An 18623-nucleotide genomic window follows, 5' to 3' on the forward strand; every position below is an offset into this window, starting at 1 on the left:
ATGACCGTCGGCGGCACTAGCGCGGCACTCTCCCACGTGGGGCGGGTGCGCAGCAACAATCAGGATTCCGGATACGCCGGAAACTCACTCTTTGTTGTCGCCGACGGCATGGGCGGGCACGCGGGCGGCGATGTGGCCAGCGCCGTGGCCCTGCGCCGCATCATCGAGGCGGATATCGATTATCCGACCGCACAGGATGCCGCCGCGGCCCTGCAAACGGCGATCATCGCGGCCAACGGCCAGCTGACCGAGGCCGTGTTTGAACACCCCGAACTCACCGGCATGGGCACCACCGTGGATGCCCTGGTGCGGGTGGGCGACGAGGTTGCGATCGCTCATATCGGCGACTCCCGCATTTACCTGTTGCGCGATGGCGAGCTCAGCCAGATCACCACCGACCACACCTTCGTCCAGCGCCTGGTGGATGCCGGCCGGATCACCGAGGAGGAGGCGCTGGTACACCCGCGCCGCTCGGTGCTGATGCGTGTTCTGGGCGACGTGGATCAGTCCCCCGAGGTCGACACCCTGGTGCTGGGAACCCGGCCCGGGGACCGCTGGCTGCTGTGCTCCGACGGCCTCTCGGGTGTGGTGGATTCCGAGCTCCTGCGCGCGACCCTGATGGCCGACCTCACCCCCGCCGAGGTTGCCGACCGCCTGGTGCGCTACACCCTGGACCGCGGCGCCCCGGATAACGTCACCGTGGTGATCTACGATGTGGGCACCGAGAGCGTCGCGAACGATGTCCAGACCGTCGGTTCCGCCGCCAAGCCCCTGGCCTTCGAAATCTCGGCGCCGCGCCGCACCAGCATCCTGCCGGCCCTGCGACTGCCGGGCACCCGCGCCACCGCGGCCGCGCAGCTGCCCCCGGTTCCGGCCGGCGTGGAATCCGACGAGTTTTATGGCGAGCTCCTCGAGGAGGATGCGCGTCGTATCCGGCGCCGCCGCCTCACCTGGGGTGTGGGGGCCATGGTTGTGCTGCTGGCGCTGCTGCTGGCCGCGGTCATCGGCTACTCCTGGACCCAGTCGCGCTACTTTGTGGGCCAGAGCCCGGATCGCAGCACGGTCACGATCTATCAGGGTGTGCCGCAGGATCTCGGGTTCATCTCGCTCTCCCACGAGTATCGCGATACCGACATCAAGCTCAGCAAGCTCCCGGAGTACGACCGTAATCTGGTCCGACAGAACGTCCCGGCCGACTCCCTCGATGATGCCGACGCGATCGTGAACCGACTCCGTCAGCTCAGCAAGGAGGGCGACCAGTGAGCACCGAAGCGCTGAACACCCGTGCGCCCGCTTCCGGCGCCGACGCCCTGCAGGCCGATACCGGCGTGATCCGCACGATGCGGAAGCTGCGGATGCCCAAGACCCACCGCAACCGCGAGCTCGCCCTGCTGATTTTTGCCTGCGTGGTCAACGCCGGCGCCCTGATGAGTGTCCAGCTGGGCGCCCTGGGGCAGATCGAACCCGAGATTTTGGCGCTGTGTGGCGCCCTGGCCTCGCTGGTGTTTGGGCTGCACATCTGCCTGCGCTTTGTCGCGCGGGATGCCGACCCGATCATCCTGCCGGTGGCCACCGTGCTCAACGGGCTGGGCCTGGCGATGATCTACCGGATCGATCTGGCGCGCAACGTCTCGGGCTGGTCGGCCGCATCGACCCGGCAGATCGTGTGGAGCTCGATCGCGATCATCGCGGCGATCCTGGTGATCCTGCTGATCCGTAACCACCGCGTGCTCTTCCGCTACACCTACCTGTTTGGTCTCGGCGCCTTCATCCTGCTACTGCTCCCCCTGGTTCCCGGCCTGGGCCGAACCGTGGGTGGCGCGACGGTGTGGATCGGCATCGGAAACGTGGTGAACTTCCAGCCCGGTGAGATCGCCAAGATCTTCCTGGCCATCTTCTTTGCCGGCTATCTGGTGCGCACCCGCGACACCCTGGCCCTGGTGGGCAAGAAGTTCCTGGGCATCCGGTTCCCCCGACTGCGCGATCTCGGACCCATCTTTGTGGTCTGGCTGATGTCGATGGGCATCATCGTGTTCCAGCACGATATGGGTACCGCCCTGCTGTACTTCGGCATGTTCACGATCATGATCTACGTGGCCACCGGGCGCCTCAGCTGGGTCCTGCTGGGCATGGGCCTGTTCCTCGGCGGCGCCTACTTTGCCAGCCAGCGACTCTCCTATGTGAGTGGCCGTTTTGATGCCTGGCTGGATCCGTTCTCACAGGCAAACTACGACAAGGTCGGCGGCAGCTGGCAGCTGGTGCAGGGCATCTTCGGTCTCGCCCACGGTGGTTTCACCGGAACCGGGCTGGGCCAGGGACGACCGAACCTCACCCCGCTGGCCGAGAGCGACTTCATCGTGACCAGTCTCGGTGAGGAGCTGGGACTCGCCGGACTGTTTGCGATCCTCGCGCTGTTCCTGATCCTGGTCGCCCGCGGCCTGCGAATCGGGTTCAGCACGCGTGATGACTTTGGCAAGCTGCTGGCCATCGGCCTGGCGTTTACGATCGCCCTGCAGGTGTTCATCATGGTGGGCGGGGTGACCCGGGTGATTCCGCTGACCGGTTTGGCGACGCCGTTCCTGGCGGCCGGCGGTTCGGCCCTGGTGGCCAACTGGATCATCGTGGCACTGCTACTCAAGCTCAGCGACGGCGCCAAGCCCGAACTCGAGGAGGCGCCCCGTGCATAAGGAACTCCGCCGGGTCGGCGCCGTTGTGGTGCTGATGTTTGCGGCACTGTTTGTCTCCTCCACCGTGATTCAGGGTGTGCAGAGTGACGCGCTGGGCAAGGACCCCCGCAACACGCGAACCCGCTATGACAGTTACCAGGTGGAGCGCGGACCGATCGTGCTCGCCGACGGCACGATCATCGCCCAGTCGGTGCCCTCCAACGACGAGTTCCGCTACCAGCGCGAGTATCCGCAGGGCCCGCTCTATGCGGGCGTAACCGGGTACTTCAACCCGATTCAGGGCGCCACCGGTATCGAGCAGGCGATGAACGACTACCTCACCGGAACCTCGAGCGATCAGTTCCTCACGGATCTGGCCCGGATCGTTAACGGCCAGCCCGCCCGCGGCGCCCGGGTCGAGCTCTCGATCCAGTCCAAGGTGCAGCAGGCGGCCTCCGAGGCCCTCGGCAATCGTCGCGGCGCCGTGGTGGCCATCGAGCCCAAGACCGGCAAGATCCTGGCGATGGTGACCAACCCCACCTTCGATCCCAACGGGATGGCCTCACACAACTCCGATGCCGTATCCGCGCTCTATAAGGATCTGCTGGCCAATCCGCTCGATCCGCTGATCAACCGCGCGATCGGTGGAAACCTGAACCCGCCCGGATCGAGCTTCAAGGTCATCGTGGCCGCGGCCGCCCTGGCCTCGGGCGAGTACACCGCCGAGAGCGAGTTCCCCAACCCGCAGTTCATCGAGCTGCCCGGCACCAGCACCAAGGTGTACAACTTCACCCGTGAGGCCTGCGGCCCGGGCGAAACGGTAACGCTGGCCGAGGCGATTAGGCAGAGCTGTAACGTGCCGATGGCCGAACTGGGAATCCGCCTGGGCGCCGATAAGATCCGCGAGCAGGCCGAGAAGTTTGGGTTCAACACCCCGCTGGATGTCCCGCTGCGGGTCGAGCCGAGCGTCTACCCCAAGGGGGGCGATGTGCCCAGCACCGCGCTCTCGGCCTTCGGGCAGTGGGATGTACGCGCCTCGCCGATGCAGATGGCGATGGTTTCGGCGGGAATCGGTAACGGGGGCGTCATGATGAAGCCCAATCTGGTCAATCGGGTGATCGCCCCCAACCTCGACGTGGTCAAATCATTCGACCCCGAGAAACTGCGGACCGTGGTCACCCCGGATCAGGCCTCGGAACTGACCAAAATGATGATCGCCGCGGTCGCTACCGGGCAGTCCAATAATGCAAGAATAGAGGGGGTCGACGTGGCCGGAAAAACGGGCACCGCTCAAAACGGTGTCGATGATCCGTATACGCTCTGGTTTACCGGGTTTGCGCCCGCGCAGAACCCCGAAGTTGCGGTAGCGGTCGTGGTGGAAAACGACGGTGACCTGGGACACCATTCCTCGGGAAATATTGTTTCTTCTCCGATTGCAAAGAAAGTTATAGAGGCGGTGCTGAATAAATGAGACCCACGGCAGGACTGACCTTCGGGGGACGCTACGAGCTGGTTTCGCGGATCGCTATCGGCGGTATGGGCGAGGTCTGGCAGGCGACCGACTCGGTGATCGGACGTACCGTCGCGATCAAGATCCTCAAGGACGAGTACCTCGGCGACCCGAGCTTCCTCGAGCGGTTCCGCTCCGAGGCACGCCACGCGGCCCTGGTGAACCATGAGGGCATCGCCAACGTCTATGACTACGGCGAGGAGGAGGGCAGCGCGTTCCTCGTCATGGAGCTGGTGCCCGGCGAGGCGCTCTCCACGGTGCTCGAGCGCGAGCGTGTGCTCCCCTCGGATCGTGTGCTCGACATCGTCGCGCAGACCGCCCTGGCCCTCCAGGCGGCCCACTCGGCCGGCCTGGTGCACCGCGATATCAAGCCCGGCAACCTGCTGATCACCCCGGATCACCGGGTCAAGATCACCGACTTCGGCATCGCCCGGATCGCCGACCAGGTGCCGCTGACGGCCACCGGTCAGGTCATGGGGACCGTGCAGTATCTCTCCCCGGAGCAGGCGTCCGGTCACCCGGCATCGCCCTCCACCGACATCTACTCGCTGGGCATCGTCGCCTATGAGGCACTCGCGGGCAAGCGTCCGTTCACCGGTGAGTCCCAGGTGGCCATCGCGATGGCACAGATCAACGAGGCCCCGCCGGAGCTGCCGGCAACCGTGGCCGAGCCGGTGCGTAACCTTGTCTTCTCGATGCTCGCGAAGAACCCGGCCGACCGTCCCGCATCCTCGGTGCACGTGGCGCGTGCCGCCCAGGCGCTGCGCCGCGGAGACGTGGCCGCGGCCACCGCCGCGGTGCCCTCGATCGCCGATGGTGTGGCGATCACCGGGGCGACCCAGCTGATCGGTTCCTCCGAGGCCGCCACGACCCTGCTCAACACCTCGGCCACCCAGCGCCAGCAGCTGTTTGGACTGGAGCCCGAGGCGGGTGCCGTCGAGGGCACCGTGGAGGAGGAAAAGAAGAAGCGTAGCCCGTGGACCTGGCCGCTGATCGCACTGATCACCATCCTGGCCATCGTGCTGGGCTTCACGATCTTTGCGCTGGTCAAGCCCGGGGACGGCGGAAACCAGGCGACCAACTCGCCCTCCGACACCGTGAGCTCCGAGCCCTCGGACACCCCCTCCACGACGCCCTCGCCCACCGAAACCACGGTTCTGGTGGACCCCAACGCGTACGTGGGAAAGAACGGCGATGACGTAGTCAGCGCCCTGTCGGGACTGGGCCTGAAGCCCACGCTCGCCACCGGCAACGCGGCCACCTCGGCGGCCCAGGTCAACACCGTGATCAAACTCTCCAAGAGCGGCAACGTTCCGGTGGGTAGCGACATCGTGGTGACCGTCTATGGCCCGCAGGCCACGATCCCCGCCCCGGGTAGCGCCCCCGCCGTGGCCTGTGGCCCCAACGGCTGCGTGGAAAACTCCAAGGCCACCGTGACCTGGGCGCGCTACAACCAGTGCCCGGCCGGTCTGCAGATCGAGGGATACCGGATCACCGTGAACGGTGCCTCGCTGGGGGGCTCGGGTACCGTGCCGCGCGATCAGACCTCGGTGGAGATCACCCTGGGTGGGTTCCCCGGACCGGCAACGATCTCGTATGTGGCCCTGTGCGGGGAGAACAACGAGTCGCCCGCGTCGCCCACCACCTCGGTGCCGATCGTTCAGGTGAGCGTGCCGTCCAGCACGCCGACTGCCACCACGGGCGGCAACTAGTACCAACGGGTGGCGTAAATCGCCGCCAACAGCACGGCCCTCGGCGTAAACGTCGGGGGCCGTGCCATGATAGAAGCGATAGTGTCGCACGGGGAATCTGGAGAATGTGGTGGCTGAGCAAGAGCGTCGGTTAGCCGACCGATATATCGTCGGAGCGCTGATTGGACGCGGCGGCATGGCCGACGTTTACCAGGCAACCGACACCAAGCTCGGCCGTACGGTCGCGCTCAAGATCCTCAAGGCCGACCTGGCCAGCGACCCGGCGTTTAGGCTGCGGTTCCGCCAGGAAGCCCAGGCCGCCTCGCGGATGGCCGACCCCACGATCGTTCGTGTCTACGATGCCGGCGAGGACGAGAGCATCGATGCCTCGGGCCACCGCATCCTGCAGCCCTTTATCGTGATGGAGTACGTCCCCGGCCGCACGCTGCGCCAGGTGATCGCCGATCACGGTGCGCTCTCGCCCGAGCGTGCGGTGCACATCGCCAGTAAGATCCTGACCGCCCTGGAGTACTCGCACCGGGCCGGCGTGGTTCACCGCGACATCAAGCCCGGAAACATCATGCTGGGTGCCGATGACGCGGTGAAGGTCATGGACTTTGGTATCGCCCGGGCCGTCTCTGATACCTCGGCTACCGTCGCGCAGACCACCGCCATTCTCGGCACCGCATCCTACTTCTCCCCGGAGCAGGCCAAGGGCGAGACCGTGGATGCTCGCACCGACCTGTACTCGACCGGCGTGGTGCTGTTTGAGATGCTCACCGGCCGCGCGCCCTTCCGCGGGGAAACCGCGGTGGCGGTGGCCTATCAGCACGTGAGCGAGGCGCCGATGCGCCCCTCCGAACTCAACCCCGGCGTCTCGACGGCCCTGGATATGGTGGTCGCCCGCGCGCTCAGCAAGAACCGCGATGACCGCTACCAGTCGGCCTCAGAGTTCCGCGAGGAGCTCCTGGCTGCCGGTCGGGGCCAGACCCCCGCCACGCGTCCCGAACCCGAGTCTGCAACCATGCTGTTTGGCACGATGGGGACCACAACCTCCAACGCCGAGCAGGCGCTGCGCCAGCTCACCGACGCCTCGGTACAGACCAAGACCCAGCGTCGCCCCCCGGTGGTATGGATCTGGGCCGGTGCCGCGGTGGTGGCGGTCATCCTGATCGCGATCCTGGTGTGGGTGCTCTCGCTCTCTAACACCGCGGACACAAACAATAAGCAGACCCTCCCCGATCTGGCATCGATGAGCCAGCAGAACGCCGTGGACACCCTGCACGGCCTCAACCTGGTGGACAGCGTCTTCGAGGAAAACAGCGACACCGTCGCCGTCGGAATCGTGATTCGCACGGATCCCGAGGCCGGCAGCGAGGTTGCCCCCGGCAGTGTGGTGAAGGTGTATGTCTCGCTGGGTGCCAAGACGGTGGCGGTTCCCGAGGTGCAGAACCTCAGCCAGGCCGATGCCACAACAAAGCTTGCCGAGGCGGGCCTGGAGGTGGGCACGATCAACTCTCAGAGCTCCCCCACGGTGGCCAAGGACACCGTCATCTCCAGCACCCCGGCCGCGGGCGCCGCGGTCTCCCCGGGTTCGCGCATCGATCTGACCGTCTCCGACGGCACCGTTCAGGTGAGCGATGTCCGCGGAAACAAGCTGGATGTTGCCACCTCGATGCTCGAGGCGCTGGGACTGAGCGTGGTTCCGCGCCCGGATCCCACCTGCCCCGCCCAGCAGGATTCGATCGTCAACTCGCAGTCCGTGGCCCCCGGCTCGGCACCGCAGGGCACCGAGGTTCAGCTGGGGTACTGCACCGGAACCACGGCGCCGCCGAGCACCGATCCCTCTACCCCGCCGGCCGGCGGCTAGTCGCCTCCACAAAAATCAGCCTCCCGCACACCGAGTGTGCGGGAGGCTGTGTTGTCTGGTCCGGGTTAGCGGCCGCTGGGCGTGGTCGCCAGGAGCGGGCTCAGGGTGCGCGCGCGCTCGGGCGCCTCGGCCAGGCCGGCCACCTCGAGCCAGTTGGCGATCATCTGGTAACCACCTTCGGTGAGCACGCTCTCCGGGTGGAACTGCACACCGAAGATCGGGGAGGTTGCGTGGCGCAGTCCCATGATGACCCCACCGGCGGTGCGCGAGGTCACCACGAGCTCATCGGGAACCGTGTCATCCACCACCGCGAGGGAGTGGTAGCGGGTCGCGGTAAAGGGCTGCGGGACGCCGCGATAGAAGATGCTCTCATCGTGGGTCACGGCCGAGGTCTTGCCGTGCATGAGTTCCTCGGCCACGGTCACCGTGGCCCCAAAGGCCTCGGCGATGGCCTGGTGTCCCAGGCACACCCCGATCAGCGGCACCTGGTGGGCGTGAGCGGCCCGAACCATCGCGATGGACACTCCGGCGTCTCCGGGGGTTCCCGGGCCGGGAGAAACCAGAATAGCGTCGTACTCGTTCACCAGCCGGTCGGCCTCGGACGCGTCAAACGCATCGTTGCGAACAACCTCGGTCTCGGCCCCCAGCTGCTGCAGGTAGCCATTGAGGGTGTACACAAAGCTGTCGTAGTTATCGATGACTAAAACGCGGGTCATGGCCTTCACTTACTGTTCAATGGTGACTTCTTGATTATCCACGATCGACTGGACCCAGGGAAAGCCCCAGGTAATCAGCGCGTAGACGGCGGCGCCGATCAGAATCAGGAGGAGGATCAGCCGGAGCCAGACCGGGCCGGGCAGGATGCGCCAGAGTGCTGCGTACATGTTAGCCCTCCACGGGGTTCAGCGATTTGGGCGCCCCATCGGCGCGCGGGGTAAAGGATTCAAACAGTCCGTACGCGATGATTCGCTCGGCCGTCGACATGATCGGATTACAGCTGGTCAGGGTGATCACCGACTGGGTCGCGGCTACCGAGTCCTCGCGCGGCACCGCGTTGAGCACGTCCACCGCGGTGGGCGGTACATACTCGGAGTTGCGGTACCGGTAGGTGAACCAGCCCTCGGGCGTCTCGATGACGATCGCGTCGCCCACACGAAGGTTGGCAACCTGGTTGAGCGGGGCACCGTGGGTATTGCGGTGACCGGCCAGCGCAAAGTTTCCGGGCTGACCCGGCAGCTGAGTGTCGGAGTAGTGACCGATACCCGCCTTATCCAGGGTCTTGGCCTTGGAGACGCCGCCGGCCAGCGGGGCACCGTAAGACTCGCCAAAACGCGGAATGCGCAGGCTGGCGAAGGTCTCGCCGTCTACCGGGGTGGGGATCACCGGCGCCGCACCGTCGAAGGCGGGCGCGGGGTTGTTCTTGGCGTCCTTATCCCACTGCTGCGAGAGCGAGGCCGCGGCGCCGTCCTGCTGACCGCGCTCGACCATGTCGTTGTACCAGAGCTGCCACACCAGATAGAGCAGCATCAGTACGCCGGCGGTCAGCAGAATCTCGCCGAACGCCCCGATCACGCTGAACCCCTCAAACGGACGCTTGCGCCGACGCTTGCCGGTGCCAGTCGAAGCCGAAGTGGCGGGTGCCGCGGCCATGGCCACGGTGTGGGGTTCGGGAAGACGCCCGGATTCATCCGGTGCCGGAATCGGCTGCGGCGCGGTGGCCGGCTCATTCAGGCCGAACAGGGTCTCGATCGTGGGTGCCGATTCCTCGGGCACCGCCGGGTTTTCAGCCGGAGCGACCTCGGCGGCCGCGGGAACTCCCGGAGGCGCCTCCGGGCCGGTACCCCGGAGCACCGCGGGCTCGGGATCGGATGAGCGCCGCGTTTGGGCGGGCGAGTCCGTGGTGGAGGAATCGCCCTCCTCCGGAATCTCTGAAATCTCGGGCTCTTCGGGGGGCGTCGCGGAAGGCACGGCGGGCTGGCGGGCCGCAAGCGCATCACGCTCGGCCGATTGTTCGGCGGCCCGTTCGGCGGCGCGACGCGCAGCGCGGGTGGGCGGAATCGAGCCGTCGGAATCGGAAGACATGGGCGTAATTCTATCCGCAGAGGGTGAAGTTTCGGCTGGCATTCGTCGCAGAGCCTGCGATGGTTGTCGTGGCTCGGCTACAATCGGGGACATGGCACGTGCAAAATCCAAGAAAACTCAGCCCGCGCAGGGCACCGAAACCAGCGGCGAGCCGGTACCCAACGCGGTCTGGTTCAAGCCGGTGATGTTCGGCTTCATGCTCCTCGGACTCGTCTGGATCATCGTCTTCTATGTGAGCCAGGGTGTGCTCCCGGTCCCCGCACTGGGTTCGTGGAACATTCTGGTGGGCTTCGGAATCGCGTTCATCGGGTTCCTGATGACCACCCAGTGGCGATAATTACACGCTGGTAATTCCATCCACAGGGTCCTCCACAGTGTGGACAATTACACCGATGTAACTATCCCCAGGCTGTGGATAACTCTGTGGGTAACCCTGTGAATCCGTGTGGACAAGCACGTGGATAACCCACCACACGCCCACAATGCTCAGACAAAACGCCGGTCCGGCATCCCCGTGAGGATGCCGGACCGGCGTTTTTGCGTTCCCGAACGCTAGGCGTAGGTGGGCACAAACAGGCGGAATAGCGCAAGCAGGATCATGACCGCTCCCAGCGCCCCCACCAGAAGCCAGAACCTTCGGTTCTTGCCCTGGCCGCGGCACTCGTAGCAGATCCAGCCGAAGATGGCGCCGCCGATCAGGCCACCCAGGTGAGCCTGCCAGGAAATCCCGGCCCCGGGGATGAACCCGATCACCAGGTTGAGTCCCACCAGGACCAACAGGCTGCGCATCTCGTTGCCGAGGCGCCGCTGAATGACCATGAAGGCGCCCATCAGACCGAAGATCGCGCCGGAGGCCCCCACCACCGCCTGGTTGATCGGAGCGAGGAACATCACACCGAGCGAACCGGCAAACCCGGCCATCAGGTACAGGGTGAGGAATCTTCCGCGGCCCAGCTGCTGCTCGAGGGCCCGGCCGAAGATCCACAGCGTGTACATGTTCAGCAGGATGTGCAGGATGAACGCGGTGGAGTGCAGGAACACCGCCGTCAGCATCCGCCACGGCTCAAACAGCTGCGGTTCGGAGAAGAGGGGGGCGTAGTAGAAGGTCTCGGTGAAACCGGGGATGATCCACTGCAGGATGAAGGCGACCACGGTGACCGCAATGATCACGTTGGTGACGCTGGCAAAGCGCGGGGCGACTCCCCCGCGGGCACCCCAGCGTGAGGCGCGCTTCTGGGCGGTGGACATGGCCCCGCGCTGCTCGCGCAGACACTCGGGGCAGATCACACCCACCGCGGCCGGCGTCTGGCATTCTCCACAGATCGTGCGGCCGCAGCGCTGGCAGAGCACAAAGCTCTGCCGGTCGGGGTGGCGATAGCAGACATCGCTGGCCCGGGCCCCAAAATTTGAACTCATATTGTGACCCGGGCGCGCAGACTAGACTGCGGCGATGTCGATGCCCTCGATGACCACGTCATCGATCGGACGGTCACGGGCGTCGGTCGGAACCGCTGCCAGCTTGTCGACGATTGCGCGGCTGGCCTCATCCTCGACGGCGCCGAAGATGGTGTGCTTGCCGTGCAGCCAGGTGGTGGGGGCGACGGTGATGAAGAACTGCGAACCGTTGGTGCCACGGCCACCGATCTTGCCCGCGTTGGCCATGGCCAGGATGTAGGGCGAGTCGAAGGTCAGGTCATCAACGATCTCGTCGTCGAACTTGTAGCCGGGGCCGCCGGTTCCGTTACCGAGCGGGTCGCCGCCCTGGATCATGAAGCCGGGGATGATGCGGTGGAAAACGGTGCCCTTGTAGAGGGGGGTGTTGCGCTTTTCACCGGTGCGCTCATCGGCCCACTCCTGCTCGCCGGTGGCGAGACCTACGAAGTTGTTTACCGTCTTCGGCGCGTGGTTGCCGTAGAGGTTCACGATGATGTCACCGTAGTTGGTGTGGATGGTTGCGACAGCGGTGTGCTTTGACATGGGTCAATTCTCGCATACTTGTTTTGTCAATCACCGTCCCGTTCCAAGGATTCGGTGGCAAGATGGTTAACCGACACGTCCAAAACGAGCAATGGAGGTCCAGAGTGAATCTGTCGCGTCAGCGCAAGAAAGAAATCAAGCGCCTCAAGGGAGATGCCAGTGCCCTCTGGGCCGCCCAGCAGGAACTGCTGGAGCACGCAAACGGGGTAGCACGTGAGGCCGGCCGTCAGGTCGGCAATTATGGGCGCGAGCAGGTTGTGCCCTCGGTGGTTCAGTCCTATGAGAGCCACGTTCAGCCGGTGGTTGACCGCGGCGTCTCGATCACCCGTGATGTGGTGGATGCCGCCAAGCACGGCATCGATCACAAGGTAGTCCCCGCCCTCGGTGCCGCCGTGGGTACGGTGCTGTCCATCGGTGATGTGGCACGCGATAAGCGCGTGCAGAGCGCCCTCGCCCGCGTCAACCCCAAGGCCGCCGCCAAGCGTGCCCTGGTTGTTGCCGCCCCGCAGAAGAAGAAGCGCGGCGTGGGCAGCGTGCTGGCGATCGGTGCCGGCGTTCTCGCCGCCGCCGGTGTGGCCTATGCACTGTGGCAGACCTTCCGGGCCGACGATGAGCTCTGGGTCTCCGAAGACGAGCCGGCACAGTCCGACAGCTAAATCGTCCCCGAGACGCCGAGGGGCCCCGAGCACAACGCTCGGGGCCCCTCGTTCGTTTATGTGGCCGGATCCGCCGCCGCGGACAAGGACCACACCACGGGTCTTATCCGGCCTCCTGCGCCCGCCAGAGCGCCAGAGCGGCGGGAACCAGGCTCACCGTGCCCAGGTTCTCTACCTCGGCGAGTTCATGCCAGGCCGCCCAGTCGGTGGACCCGTTCTCCTCGTAGCGCAGCTCTCCGCCGGTGATCTTTGCCCGATAGACGATGCGCAGGTTGTGCAGCGGCACCCGCTTGCTGGGATCCAGACGACGATGGGTGGGCGTGACCAGCGAGTCGATGCCGATCAGTCCGGTCACCTCGGCGTGAAACCCGGTCTCCTCGAAAATCTCCCGGATCACGGCGTCCGCAGGGTCCTCCCCCGGGTCGATGCCGCCCCCGGGCAGCGTCCAGCCCGAATGCCCCCGCTCGTTCCAGTGCGCAAGCAAAATCTGTGAGCCATCGGTGATGATGCCGTACGCGGCGACGCGGATATCCATTCCCCCAAACTACAGCCGTGTGGTGGCGGGCAACAGTAAACCGGATGCACGTTCGTCGCAGTTTCCGGGCAAAACAAAACCGCCCCGTCTTTCGACGAGGCGGTTTTTGTCCTGTGGAGCCTAGGAGAATCGAACTCCTGACCTCCTGCTTGCAAAGCAGGCGCTCTACCAATTGAGCTAAGGCCCCAATTTTCGAAGGAAGTGGAACTTCCTCAGAGTGGGGCTACCAGGACTTGAACCTGGGACCTCTTCGTTATCAGCGAAGCGCTCTAACCGCCTGAGCTATAGCCCCCTGTGGACATCAATCAGAATACCGGAGGTATGAATGAATTCTCAAATCGAGCCCGCCGGGCGGCGTGTTCCGCGCAATTCCGGGCCTTGACGCGGGTGAGATTGCCCGGTTAAACACCGGTGTCACTGCCTCCTGACGAGGCAGCGACACCGAGGAAATGACTAGTTGTTGGTGAAGCCCACCAGCACACCGCCGGTGACCTTCACGGCGAGGTTGTACAGCGCGGCCGAGATGGCTCCCAGCGCGGTCACCACCACGAGGTTCAGGATCGCCAGCACTGCGGCGAAGCCCATGATCCGGCCCAGGTCCAAGATCGAGGTCAGGTCGTTGCCGTCCTGCGCTTCCTTACCCGCGACGGTCTTGAACAGGTTGTTGATCTGTTCAAAGACGCCGGTCTGCTGGAGCACCGTGTACACCAGGAAGAAGAAGACGACGGTGATGATGGCAATCGCCACGGCCGCCAGGAAGGAGAGCTTCAGGGCCGACCAGAAGTCGATGTAGACCAGCTTCAGTCGCACCTGCTTGGTGTTCTGACGCTTATTCGATTTCTTTGCGAGCTTTTCGGCAACGCTAGTACTCATGCTTATTCTTCCTTCTCGGACGATTCCGTTACCGTCGGTGCGTCGGTCTCGTCTTCCCCGTTTTGTCCGTCAAGATTGCGGTCGCTATTACGCGCAAGCGCAATAATACGGTCATTATCTGCGAACCGGGCGAAGACAACACCCATGGTGTCGCGACCCTTGGCCGGAACTTCGGCCACGGCAGACCTTACCACCTTGCCGCTGGCCAGGACCACGAGAACCTCGTCCTCGTGACCGACCACCAGGGCACCGGCGAGTTCGCCGCGGTCCTCGCTGAGCTTGGCAACCTTGATTCCCAGGCCGCCACGGCCCTGAACACGGTACTGTTCCACGTCGGTGCGCTTGGCGAAACCGCCCTCGGTCACCACGAAAACAAAGCCCTCTTCGCCGGCCGGCGGAAGCACCGAGGCCGAGAGCAGGTTGTCGTCTCCGCGGAACTTCATGCCGGTCACACCCGAGGTCGATCGACCCATCGGACGCAGCGCCTCATTATCCGCTGTGAATCTAATAGACATTCCCTGGCGGGACACCAGCATCAGGTCGCTGTCCTGTTCCACGAGCATCGCCGAAACCAGTTCGTCGCCCTCGCGCAGGTTGATCGCGATGATACCGCCGGTGCGGTTGGTGTCGTATTCGGACAGCGAGGTCTTCTTGACCAATCCGCCACGGGTAGCCAGCACCAGGAACTCGGCGGCAGCATAGTCGGGGATATCGAGGATCTGAGCGATCTCCTCCCCCGGCTGCAGCGCGAGCAGGTTGGCCACGTGCTGACCCTTGGCGTCACGACCGGCCTCGATGACCTCATAGGCCTTGGCGCGGTACACGCGTCCGGTGTTGGTGAAGAACAGCAGCCAGTGGTGGGTGGTGGTCACAAAGAAGTGCTCCACCACGTCATCGGCGCGCAGCTGGGCACCCTTAACGCCCTTGCCGCCGCGGTGCTGCGAGCGGTAGTTGTCGCTGCGGGTGCGCTTGATGTATCCGCCGCGGGTGACGGTCAGGACCATCTCCTCCTCGGGGATCAGGTCCTCGATGTTCATATCGCCGTCGAAGCCGTACATGATCTCGGTGCGACGGTCATCGCCGTAGCGGTCCACGATCTCGGTCAGCTCCTCGCTGACGATCTCGCGCTGACGCACCGGGCTGTCCAGGATCGCCTTGTATTCGGCGATCTCACGCTCGAGCTCGGCGGCCCGGTCGATGATCTTCTGGCGCTCCAGGGCGGCCAGACGACGCAGCTGCATCGCCAGGATCGCGTCGGCCTGCAGCTGGTCAACCTTCAGCAGCTCCATCAGGCCGGTGCGGGCCTTGTCCACATCCGGGGAGCGACGAATCAGCGCGATCACCTCGTCCAGGGCGTCCAGGGCGGCCAGGTAACCACGCTGGATGTGCGCGTCGGCCTCGGCCTTGCGCAGACGGAACTGGGTGCGGCGCACGATCACGTCGACCTGGTGCGTGGTCCAGGCGGTGATGAAGCCGTCCAGAGACAGGGTGCGCGGCACGCCGTCCACGATCGCCAGCATGTTGGCGCCGAAGTTTTCCTGCAGCTGGGTGTGCTTGTACAGGTTGTTCAGCACGACCTTGGCCACGGCATCGCGCTTGAGCACGATGACCAGACGCTGACCGGTACGACCCGAGGTCTCATCGCGAATGTCGGCGATGCCCGCGAGCTTGCCGTCCTTGACCAGGTCGGCGATGCGGATGGCCAGGTTATCCGGGTTGACCTGATAGGGCAGCTCGGTAACCACGAGGCAGGTACGACCCTGAATCTCCTCGACGTTGACAACCGCGCGCATCGTGATCGAGCCACGGCCGGTGCGGTAGGCGTCCTTGATGCCGTTGACACCGAGGATCTGCGCACCGGTCGGGAAGTCCGGTCCCTTGATGCGCTCCATCAGCGCCTCGAGGACCTCTTCACGCGGCGCCTCGGGGTTCGCCAGGTGCCACAGGGCACCGGCGGCCACCTCACGCAGGTTGTGCGGGGGGATGTTGGTGGCCATACCCACGGCGATACCGACCGAGCCGTTGACCAGCAGGTTCGGGAATCGGGCCGGCAGAACCGCGGGCTCCTGGGTGCGACCGTCGTAGTTGTCCTGGAAGTCGACGGTGTCCTCGTCGATGTCGCGGACCATCTCCATGGCAAGCGGGGCCATCTTGGTTTCGGTGTATCGCGGGGCCGCGGCGCCGTCGTTACCGGGGGAACCGAAGTTTCCCTGGCCGAGGGCCAGCGGGTAGCGCAGCGACCAGGGCTGCACCAGACGAACCAGGGCGTCGTAGATCGCCGAGTCACCGTGCGGGTGGAACTGCCCCATCACGTCGCCGACCACGCGGGCGCACTTGGAGAACGCCTTCTCGGGGCGGTAACCACCGTCATACATCGCGTAGATCACGCGGCGGTGCACGGGCTTCAGGCCGTCACGCACCTCGGGCAGCGCACGACCCACGATCACGCTCATCGCGTAGTCGAGGTAGCTGCGCTGCATCTCCAGGCGCAGATCAACCTGGTCGATCTTGCCGTGCACGCCGTGGTCGATCTGCTCGGCGTTTTCTTCGGAGTTAGTTTCGTCGCTCATTTTGTCCTTCGTTACCTCTCGGCGCGGGAACCGGCCGGGTTCCGGAAGTGAAAATCGGGCTGCGGCTGGGCCGCACTCACGCTAGATGTCAAGGAAGCGCACGTCCTTGGCGTTCTGCTGGATGAAGGTGCGTCGAGCCTCGACGTCCTCCCCCATCAGGGTCGAGAAGATCTCATCCGCGGCGGCGCCGTCATCCATGGTGACCTGACGCAGGGTGCGGGTCTCGGGTGCCATCGTGGTTTCCCACAGCTCGCGGTAGTCCATCTCACCCAGACCCTTATAGCGCTGGATGCCGTTGTCCTTGGGGATCCGCTTTCCGGCGGCCACACCCTTGGCCAGCAGGTCGTCGCGCTCCTCATCCGAGAAGACGTACTCGTGGGCGGAGTTTGACCACTTCAGGCGGTACAGCGGGGGCATCGCCAGGTATACGTAGCCCTGGTCGATCAGCGGACGCATGTATCGGAACAGCAGGGTCAGCAGCAGGGTGGTGATGTGCTGGCCGTCCACATCGGCATCGGCCATCAGCACGATCTTGTGGTATCGAGCCTTCTCGGGGTTGAAGTCCTCGCCGATGCCCGCACCGAATGCGGTGATCATGGCCTGCACCTCGGCGTTACCCAGGGCGCGGTCCAGGCGGGCCTTTTCCACGTTCAGGATCTTGCCACGCAGCGGGAGGATCGCCTGGGTCTCGGGGTTACGACCCTGCACGGCGCTACCGCCGGCGGAGTCACCCTCGACGATGAAGATCTCGGAGACCGAGGGGTCCTTGGACTGGCAGTCCTTGAGCTTTCCGGGCATTCCGCCACCCTCGAGCAGACCCTTACGGCGCGCGGTTTCGCGGGCCTTTCGGGCTGCCAGACGTGCGGTTGCTGCGGACAGCGCCTTGGTAATGATCGCCTTGGCGATGATCGGGTTGCGCTCGAACCAGTCGGAGAGCTGATCGCCCACAACCTTCTGCACGAAGGCCTTGGCCTCGGTGTTACCCAGCTTGGTTTTGGTCTGGCCCTCGAACTGCGGCTCACCCAGCTTGATCGAGATGACGGCGGTCAAGCCCTCACGCACGTCGTCACCGGAGAGGTTGTCGTCCTTGTCCTTGAGGATGTTCTTCTCGCGGGCGTAGCGGTTGACCAGGGTGGTCAGCGCGGCGCGGAAGCCCTCCTCGTGGGTTCCACCCTCATGGGTGTTGATGGTGTTGGCGTAGGTGTGGACGCTCTCGGAGTACGAGGTGGTCCACTGCATCGCGATTTCCAGCGCGATCTTGCGCTCGGTGTCCTCCTGCTCAAACGAGATGATCTCGTCGTTGACCAGTTCGGAGCGCTTGGCACGGTTGAGGTGCTCCACGTAGTCCACCAGGCCACGCTCGTAGTGGAACACGTTGTGCTTCTTGGTGGGAACGGTGGCCTCTTCGCCCTCGGCGGGCTCCTCGATCTCGTCCACACGCTCATCGATGAGCTCGATGCGCAGTCCCTTGTTCAGGAACGCCATCTGCTGGAAGCGGGTACGCAGGGTGTCGTAGTCGAACTCGACGGTTTCGAAGATCTCGGCGTTGGGCCAGAACGTGATGGTGGTTCCGGTCTCGTCGGTGGCCTCATCCTTGGACAGCGGCGCATCGGCGACACCGTTGTGGAAGGTCGCGCGGTAGGCATTGCCCTGACGCTTCACCTCGACGTCCAGTCGGGTCGAGAGCGCGTTCACAACCGAGCTACCCACACCGTGCAGACCACCGGAAACGGCGTATCCGCCGCCGCCGAACTTACCACCGGCGTGCAGGATGGTGAGCACCACCTCGACGGTGGACTTGCCCTCTACCGGGTGGATATCCACCGGGATTCCGCGGCCGTTGTCGACAACGCGCACGGCGCCGTCCTCGAGGATGGTAACGATGATGTTGTCGCAGTAGCCGGCCAATGCCTCATCTACCGAGTTGTCAACAATCTCGTAGACGAGGTGGTGCAGACCGCGAGGTCCTGTGGATCCGATGTACATACCGGGCCGCTTGCGGACCGCCTCGAGACCCTCAAGAACCTGAATCTGACTTGCGCCGTAGTCGCCTGACTGTGCCGACATATTCGGTTCTGATGACATATGAAATTGGGCTCCAAACCGTCGTGAATTCGACCTTCCCAGTCTACCAAGAATTGCCGCATTTGGGCGGCTATTTTGGCTTCTACGGCGGGTTTTTTGGCTGGTCGA

General features: G+C 64.7%; 16 protein-coding genes and 2 tRNA genes. 7 read left to right on the forward strand and 11 right to left on the reverse strand.

All coding sequences use genetic code 11. The features are described 5' to 3' along the window. From IE92_RS0105750 to pknB, 5 genes are all read left to right on the forward strand, one after another. Complete coding sequence (locus IE92_RS0105750) at window positions 1-1263, forward strand: PP2C family protein-serine/threonine phosphatase (RefSeq protein ID WP_030147557.1); 1263 nt, start codon at window positions 1-3, stop codon at window positions 1261-1263. A gap of 77 nt (window positions 1264-1340) precedes the next feature. Further along, a complete protein-coding gene (locus IE92_RS0105755; protein ID WP_051701805.1) occupies window positions 1341-2687 on the forward strand; it encodes an FtsW/RodA/SpoVE family cell cycle protein in 1347 nt (448 codons plus the stop codon). Further along, on the forward strand, window positions 2680-4137 hold the full coding sequence (locus IE92_RS0105760; RefSeq protein WP_030147559.1) for a peptidoglycan D,D-transpeptidase FtsI family protein: 1458 nt from the start codon (window positions 2680-2682) through the stop codon (window positions 4135-4137). The genes IE92_RS0105755 and IE92_RS0105760 overlap by 8 nt, the downstream gene beginning before the upstream one ends. Further along, on the forward strand, window positions 4134-5888 hold the full coding sequence (locus tag IE92_RS0105765; RefSeq protein WP_030147560.1) for a protein kinase domain-containing protein: 1755 nt from the start codon (window positions 4134-4136) through the stop codon (window positions 5886-5888). Before IE92_RS0105760 ends, IE92_RS0105765 begins: the two co-directional genes overlap by 4 nt. A gap of 109 nt (window positions 5889-5997) precedes the next feature. Continuing rightward, window positions 5998-7737, forward strand: coding sequence for a Stk1 family PASTA domain-containing Ser/Thr kinase (gene pknB / locus IE92_RS0105770; protein WP_043321647.1), 1740 nt, complete (start codon window positions 5998-6000; stop codon window positions 7735-7737). A gap of 65 nt (window positions 7738-7802) precedes the next feature. On the opposite strand, the gene IE92_RS0105775 is transcribed toward pknB, so the two are convergent. The 3 genes from IE92_RS0105775 to IE92_RS18880 are packed head-to-tail and all read right to left on the reverse strand — an operon-like array spanning window position 7803 to window position 9819. Beyond that, a complete protein-coding gene (locus tag IE92_RS0105775) occupies window positions 7803-8453 on the reverse strand; it encodes an anthranilate synthase component II (RefSeq protein ID WP_030147562.1) in 651 nt (216 codons plus the stop codon). A gap of 9 nt (window positions 8454-8462) precedes the next feature. Beyond that, the gene (locus IE92_RS18635; protein ID WP_043321646.1) at window positions 8463-8621 is read right to left on the reverse strand and encodes a hypothetical protein; all 159 of its coding nucleotides are present in this window, start codon (window positions 8619-8621) and stop codon (window positions 8463-8465) included. Between the two features lies 1 nt (window position 8622). Then, on the reverse strand, window positions 8623-9819 hold the full coding sequence (locus IE92_RS18880; protein WP_245601229.1) for a class E sortase: 1197 nt from the start codon (window positions 9817-9819) through the stop codon (window positions 8623-8625). Window positions 9820-9910: 91 nt separating this feature from the next. Here IE92_RS18880 and IE92_RS0105790 point away from each other — a divergent pair, with 91 nt between their 5' ends. Beyond that, the gene (locus IE92_RS0105790; protein ID WP_030147564.1) at window positions 9911-10156 is read left to right on the forward strand and encodes a cell division protein CrgA; all 246 of its coding nucleotides are present in this window, start codon (window positions 9911-9913) and stop codon (window positions 10154-10156) included. Between the two features lie 215 nt (window positions 10157-10371). On the opposite strand, the gene IE92_RS0105795 is transcribed toward IE92_RS0105790, so the two are convergent. After that, window positions 10372-11235, reverse strand: coding sequence for a rhomboid family intramembrane serine protease (locus IE92_RS0105795; RefSeq protein WP_030147565.1), 864 nt, complete (start codon window positions 11233-11235; stop codon window positions 10372-10374). A gap of 21 nt (window positions 11236-11256) precedes the next feature. Further along, complete coding sequence (locus tag IE92_RS0105800) at window positions 11257-11796, reverse strand: peptidylprolyl isomerase (RefSeq protein ID WP_030147566.1); 540 nt, start codon at window positions 11794-11796, stop codon at window positions 11257-11259. Between the two features lie 104 nt (window positions 11797-11900). Here IE92_RS0105800 and IE92_RS0105805 point away from each other — a divergent pair, with 104 nt between their 5' ends. Next, window positions 11901-12452: a hypothetical protein gene (locus IE92_RS0105805; RefSeq protein WP_030147567.1), complete on the forward strand. Its 552-nt coding sequence runs from the start codon at window positions 11901-11903 to the stop codon at window positions 12450-12452. Window positions 12453-12555: 103 nt separating this feature from the next. On the opposite strand, the gene IE92_RS0105810 is transcribed toward IE92_RS0105805, so the two are convergent. The 6 genes from IE92_RS0105810 to gyrB form a co-directional block, all read right to left on the reverse strand. After that, window positions 12556-12987, reverse strand: a complete 432-nt coding sequence (locus IE92_RS0105810; protein WP_030147568.1) for an NUDIX hydrolase — start codon at window positions 12985-12987, stop codon at window positions 12556-12558. A 114-nt stretch (window positions 12988-13101) separates the two neighbouring features. After that, window positions 13102-13174, reverse strand: a tRNA-Ala gene (locus IE92_RS0105815). Window positions 13175-13205: 31 nt separating this feature from the next. After that, window positions 13206-13279 (reverse strand) — tRNA-Ile (locus IE92_RS0105820). A gap of 161 nt (window positions 13280-13440) precedes the next feature. Then, window positions 13441-13860, reverse strand: coding sequence for a DUF3566 domain-containing protein (locus IE92_RS0105825; protein WP_030147569.1), 420 nt, complete (start codon window positions 13858-13860; stop codon window positions 13441-13443). Window positions 13861-13862: 2 nt separating this feature from the next. Beyond that, window positions 13863-16430, reverse strand: coding sequence for a DNA gyrase subunit A (gyrA, locus tag IE92_RS0105830; RefSeq protein WP_030147570.1), 2568 nt, complete (start codon window positions 16428-16430; stop codon window positions 13863-13865). Between the two features lie 81 nt (window positions 16431-16511). Continuing rightward, window positions 16512-18515: a DNA topoisomerase (ATP-hydrolyzing) subunit B gene (gyrB, locus tag IE92_RS0105835; RefSeq protein ID WP_030147571.1), complete on the reverse strand. Its 2004-nt coding sequence runs from the start codon at window positions 18513-18515 to the stop codon at window positions 16512-16514. Window positions 18516-18623 lie beyond the last annotated feature (108 nt).

The sequence above is a fragment of the Mycetocola saprophilus genome (assembly GCF_000718085.1).
Classification (GTDB): Bacteria; Actinomycetota; Actinomycetes; order Actinomycetales; family Microbacteriaceae; genus Mycetocola; species Mycetocola saprophilus.